Origin of the sequence: Rhodohalobacter halophilus, assembly GCF_001715195.1 — a bacterium.
GTDB classification, from domain to species: Bacteria; Bacteroidota; Rhodothermia; order Balneolales; family Balneolaceae; genus Rhodohalobacter; species Rhodohalobacter halophilus.
Genome location: NZ_MDWE01000074.1, coordinates 1 through 4,678, shown reverse-complemented (window position 1 = coordinate 4,678; position 4,678 = coordinate 1). Strand labels below are relative to the sequence as shown.

General features: G+C 48.2%; 5 protein-coding genes. All 5 read right to left on the bottom strand.

Going from position 1 to position 4,678, the window contains the following annotated elements:
• Positions 1 to 325 precede the first annotated feature (325 nt).
• The 5 genes from BG260_RS13705 to BG260_RS13685 all read right to left on the bottom strand — a co-directional run bounded on the left by BG260_RS13705 (position 326) and on the right by BG260_RS13685 (position 4,200).
• Positions 326 to 1,045 carry an SDR family NAD(P)-dependent oxidoreductase gene (locus BG260_RS13705; RefSeq protein ID WP_069133523.1) on the bottom strand — a complete coding sequence of 240 codons (720 nt, stop codon included), beginning with the start codon at positions 1,043 to 1,045 and terminating at the stop codon, positions 326 to 328.
• A 36-nt stretch (positions 1,046 to 1,081) separates the two neighbouring features.
• Positions 1,082 to 1,732 carry a 7-carboxy-7-deazaguanine synthase QueE gene (locus BG260_RS13700; RefSeq protein WP_069133522.1) on the bottom strand — a complete coding sequence of 217 codons (651 nt, stop codon included), beginning with the start codon at positions 1,730 to 1,732 and terminating at the stop codon, positions 1,082 to 1,084.
• On the bottom strand, positions 1,725 to 2,114 hold the full coding sequence (locus tag BG260_RS13695; protein ID WP_069133521.1) for a 6-pyruvoyl trahydropterin synthase family protein: 390 nt from the start codon (positions 2,112 to 2,114) through the stop codon (positions 1,725 to 1,727). The genes BG260_RS13700 and BG260_RS13695 overlap by 8 nt, the downstream gene beginning before the upstream one ends.
• Positions 2,115 to 2,224: 110 nt before the next feature.
• On the bottom strand, positions 2,225 to 3,640 hold the full coding sequence (locus BG260_RS13690) for an IS110 family RNA-guided transposase (protein ID WP_069133520.1): 1,416 nt from the start codon (positions 3,638 to 3,640) through the stop codon (positions 2,225 to 2,227).
• Between the two features lie 221 nt (positions 3,641 to 3,861).
• The gene (locus BG260_RS13685) at positions 3,862 to 4,200 is read right to left on the bottom strand and encodes an MGMT family protein (protein WP_069133519.1); all 339 of its coding nucleotides are present in this window, start codon (positions 4,198 to 4,200) and stop codon (positions 3,862 to 3,864) included.
• Positions 4,201 to 4,678: the final 478 nt, after the last annotated feature.

The window sequence follows — 4,678 nt, the reverse complement described above, 5'->3', positions numbered from 1 at the left end:
AGCCTGTCCGGCTCCCGACGGAACAAGCCAAAAGTAACATAGAATACCGTTTGAAATGAGATCTGTGCAACACCACACCCTGTCATTTCGAACAATCCGCCGGCCGGCGGAGAGTCGAGAAATCTCCATACCATAGTACGAAATACGGTGTACGGTATGGATTTGCAACAAAAAAAGAGAGCCCGGGCTATCAACCAGGGCTCTTTATCTACGTTGGCTTATTATTCGGGGTACTCATGTAATACCAGGGTAGATATTACAATTCATTCATACAAAACCGGGACAACTTTGTTCCAAATTATTTCTATTTCCCCAAATAAATTTCTTACATCGGATCCACCCTTCCGTGCTGCGGCTGAATAACGATCTCTTCCACCAGAGACCGCGGAGAGAGCGTGGCAAGGGTGACCAATATTTTCGCTACGTCTGTCGGGTTCACAAGCTTTTCAGGGCTCATCGTCGATTCATCCCACGAGGGAGAATGAGTCTGCCCCAGGTTGATTGCCGAGACGCCGATATCGGTATTCTGCAGCTCATCCCTCAGCGACCGGGTATAACCCAGCAGAGCATGTTTTGCCGAGGCATAAGCTCCGCTGTCTGCCAGACCCCGAATGGAGCCCACCGAGCAGATATTGATAATCAGTGCCCGGTCCATCTCCCTCAATCCGGGAAGAAACCGATTGATCACATTTACGGCAGTGAAAAGATTGATGTCAATCTGCTGCTGAAAATCCGAATTAGAGGTCTCCGTTACTTTCCTGAAGAGAAAACTTCCGGCATTGTTGATGATGGTGCCCGGGTGCGGAAATCCTTCAGGTATCCGGAGCATTTGAGTCTGCTCCTCATCTGTTGCGTCACAGGCCAGAATGGCCACCTGCGTGGCTCCCGCCTCTTCGCACAGTTTTTGGGTTGTAAGAAGGTTTTCGCGGTTTCGGGCCAGTAGCAAAATCGGACGGTCAAGTGCAGCCGCAAATGCGATGGATATACTTCTTCCGATTCCCTGACTCGCACCGGTAATTAGAACAGATGATTCTTCGTAAGTCATGTTAAATAGTTGTAGAATAGATTGTCTGCAGTGCTGTTAGGGTACGTCTATGAACTTATGTGTCTGCAAACTAATTCCCCACTGCGGATTATTTTTCACATAATCCACGATCAGTGGAATGGATTTAGGCGTATCCCACTCGGGTTGAAGCAGAAGTTGTGTATTGGACGGGCACTTTTTGGCATTCTCTTCAGCCCAAATCAAATCCTTATTGGTGAGAACAACCACCTTTAATTCATCCACATAGGGAAAGACTTCATCCAGCGGTTTTTTGAATCGTTTGGGAGAGAGAGTGATCCAGTCGAGCTGTCCCGACAGCGGGGATGAGCCGCTGGTCTCAATGTGTGTTTGCATGCCGGCCTGTTTCAGTCGTACGGTCAGAGCTTCCAGATCGTGAAGCAATGGTTCACCTCCCGTGATCACGGCAAATTCTGCGCCGCTCGCTTTGGCTCTTTGTACGATTTCACCGGTTTTCACGCGCGGGTGCTTCTCCTCATCCCAGCTATCCTTCACATCGCACCACCAGCAGTTTACATCGCAGCCGGCCGTACGAATAAAGTAAGCGGGCCGGCCGGTGTGTGAACCTTCCCCCTGAATGGTGTAAAAATCCTCCATCAGCGGATATTCAATCTCATCCATGGAGTGGGAGTCTGTTTTGATATTTGGCAAATCTTCTGTTTTAAACATCTTTATCGGTGTATTCAACCCAGCTGGTGTCCGTTTCCCAAACGGTGACTGTGAGCTCTATATTTCCGGGAATTCGCTTTTTAGTCTCTTGATGGATATACTCCGCAATACGCTCAGCCGTGGTGGCCACGGGAATCTCCTCATTCAGTACGGAGTGATCCAGTCCACCCTTTTGAGAGTCGGAGGCCGCCCACTTCAACTCTTTGAAATCACACACCATGTCGGGTGTTTTCAGGTATTTGGACGGGTTCAGTTCGTGTGATTTTGCCGCTATATGCACTTTGTAGGTATGCCCGTGCATTCTGCCGCACTTTCCGTCATAACCGTCGATAAAATGGGCAGCGTCAAATTTAAATTCAGTATGTAATGTCCAGGTTGGCATTTGGTACCAAGTTCAAACAATTCAGATTACTATTAAGCTTGGAAAAATAAGCATTTTTTCTACCAAATCAGAAGCACGGATTTTTGTCATCAGACCTGTCAGTTGTACCGTTAATTTTCAAGTGTATTTTCAAACATTTTTGTATGTTTGTTTATAGGGCGTTCCTTGTGATCCCGTACATGACCAGCTTTGCTGTCTTGGGACAATTGGAACGCCTTTCTTTTTTTCGTTGCGATTCGGCTAATTGGAGCCAGCGCGTCAAAAGGCTGTTCTCTTCGTTTTGAACGCAACTCTTTTTGTTGGTTATCTGAGCCAACAACCACAGACTTTTGCTGGTTGGTTTGATCAATTTTTGGATTATAGGCGCTGCCACTGCTGAGCACTCCCCAAATGATGCGAAGCAACTTGTGCATCACCACGCCAAGGGCTTGTTTATGGCTCTTTCCTTTTTTTCGATGTTTGTGATAGATACTCTTCAGGTGAGTATCTTTCAATATCGCGCTGTTGGCACATAGGTACAGGGTTGCACGTATCGCCGCACGACCTTTTTTACTCATGCGCACAACGGGTTGTTTGTCCCCACTTTCTTTCATGGCCGGATACACGCCAAAATACCCACACAGCTTTGAGGGGCTGGCAAAACGCCGAATATCCTCGATTTGTGTCATCAGACTGGCTGCACTATAGGTGCCAATGCCCGGAATCGTTTGCAGCAGATCCACGTGCATTCCCCAGCACTCGGTGGCAAGCGTCTTCTTCAGGGCCGTAATATGCTGCTGGCTCTGCTGAATCTGACCGGCCATCGAAGCGATTAATACCCCATCGATGGAGTGGCCCCTGCCGGCAACACTGCGTTTGGCATTGTCAATCAACAGCCGGGCTTTTTGTTCGGTGATAAAAGGAATTTTTGTCAGCGTCTTTATATGCGCGCGAGCCAGTTTCTGCGGGGTGGAATAGGCTTTTAGCAGTTCCAGTACCCAATTGGGCACCCCATGCTTGCAAAACCGCTGCAACTCCGGGAAACAGCTATAGAGCAACTGCTTGAACTGAGCAATCAACTGACTGCGCTGGCGCACCAGCAGGCGAATGTGCCCGTCAAAACTTCGATATGATCGGTAGCGGGTCTGCAGGGTGTCCCAGGAAATCTCATCGCTGTAGCGAATCATATAGCGGGCAATATGGGCTGCACTCAACGCGTCGGTGGCTTGAACCGACAGGCTTGCTTTGGCCGCATTCTTTACCGTTAATGGATTCAGCCGGGCCACGTGCACAGGCAGCTCCTTGCCGAGGTCAATCAGTAAGCTGTACCAATTGTCTTCAAATCCACCCGTGCTCTCCACCCCGGCATACAACCGTTCAAACCCATAGCGGTCCATGCATCGCTTCAGCCACCGGGTTAACCGATGGTGGCCATCTCGAGTATCGTCAAACTGAACCGGCTTGACCACCGGCTCAAACTTCCCGTTCAACAGAACAAAATCACTATACCCTTTACTAACATCAATTCCGACATATCCACTGTTCATCTGTTGCTCCTTTTTTGGGTATCTTATGTGTTAAAGTAAAAGTTAGGCTCCGTTCATCCTTATCGGTATGCGGTGTCTGGCACCAGGTTGTACCACAAACTCTACCTAACGAAGAGGAGATACTGACAGGCGGTATCCAGGTACCAAGGTCTGAACCTCCTCACTTCGTCAGGTAAGCTTTTCTAACTTTAAATTCAACATATAAGGTCTCGTTACCCATTTCACCCACCAATATTCTCGGCAGGATCCCAAAAATGTTTTTCGATATGAACTGTATACTCCTCTTTAAACTCCACACCCTCCTGTTCAAGCCTCTCCTTCATCACATCTCCTTCAAAATATGCCCGACCGGTTAACTGTCCCAGTCGATTGACCACACGGTGAGCCGGAACGGATTCTCCATCAGATTGACCTGCTAAATTATTGAGGGCATACCCAACCATACGGGCTCCGGATTTCACACCGATACACCCCGCAATGGCTCCGTACGTAGTTACCTTTCCTGCGGGAATCTGCATGACAATTTCATACACTTTATCGTAAAAATCAGTCCTGTCCATCTATTTGAGTTTATCCATATTAATTAAGACCCGACAGGTTTCCAAAACCTGTCGGGTCCGGCCTCCAACAATACAGGGCATTCTATACGGTGAGATGTACAAAGCTCTCGTCAGACGGCTCGAGTCCGTCAGACGAATTTTATTGACCTATTTTTCCGTGTTATAACAAACTGATTACTGATTACTGTTGCCACTGCTCACTGTAAAAACCGCCTCAATCATTTAAAGCATTCCAAACCATTCCCTCTGTTCGGCGGGGAATTATTGATTTACCTGTATTCCCGGGGTTGAAACCCCGGGCTATTGATTTTCAGCGCCTACAGCGCTGTAATAATTTCGAACGATCCGCCGGCTGGCGGAGAGTCGAGAAATCTCCATACCGTAGTACTGTATAAACAAAAACCCCTCGTCAAACGAGTCTTGGGTAGGCAAGAGACCCGACAGGTTTCCAAAACCTGTCGGGTCTGGGCTCCAACAA

Coding starts and splice junctions, on each gene's coding strand:
- BG260_RS13705 (WP_069133523.1), bottom strand. CDS start 1,045: ATGACTTACGAAGAATCATCTGTTCTAATTACCGGTGCGAGTCAGGGA.
- BG260_RS13690 (WP_069133520.1), bottom strand. CDS start 3,640: ATGAACAGTGGATATGTCGGAATTGATGTTAGTAAAGGGTATAGTGAT.
- BG260_RS13695 (WP_069133521.1), bottom strand. CDS start 2,114: ATGCCAACCTGGACATTACATACTGAATTTAAATTTGACGCTGCCCAT.
- BG260_RS13700 (WP_069133522.1), bottom strand. CDS start 1,732: ATGTTTAAAACAGAAGATTTGCCAAATATCAAAACAGACTCCCACTCC.
- BG260_RS13685 (WP_069133519.1), bottom strand. CDS start 4,200: ATGGACAGGACTGATTTTTACGATAAAGTGTATGAAATTGTCATGCAG.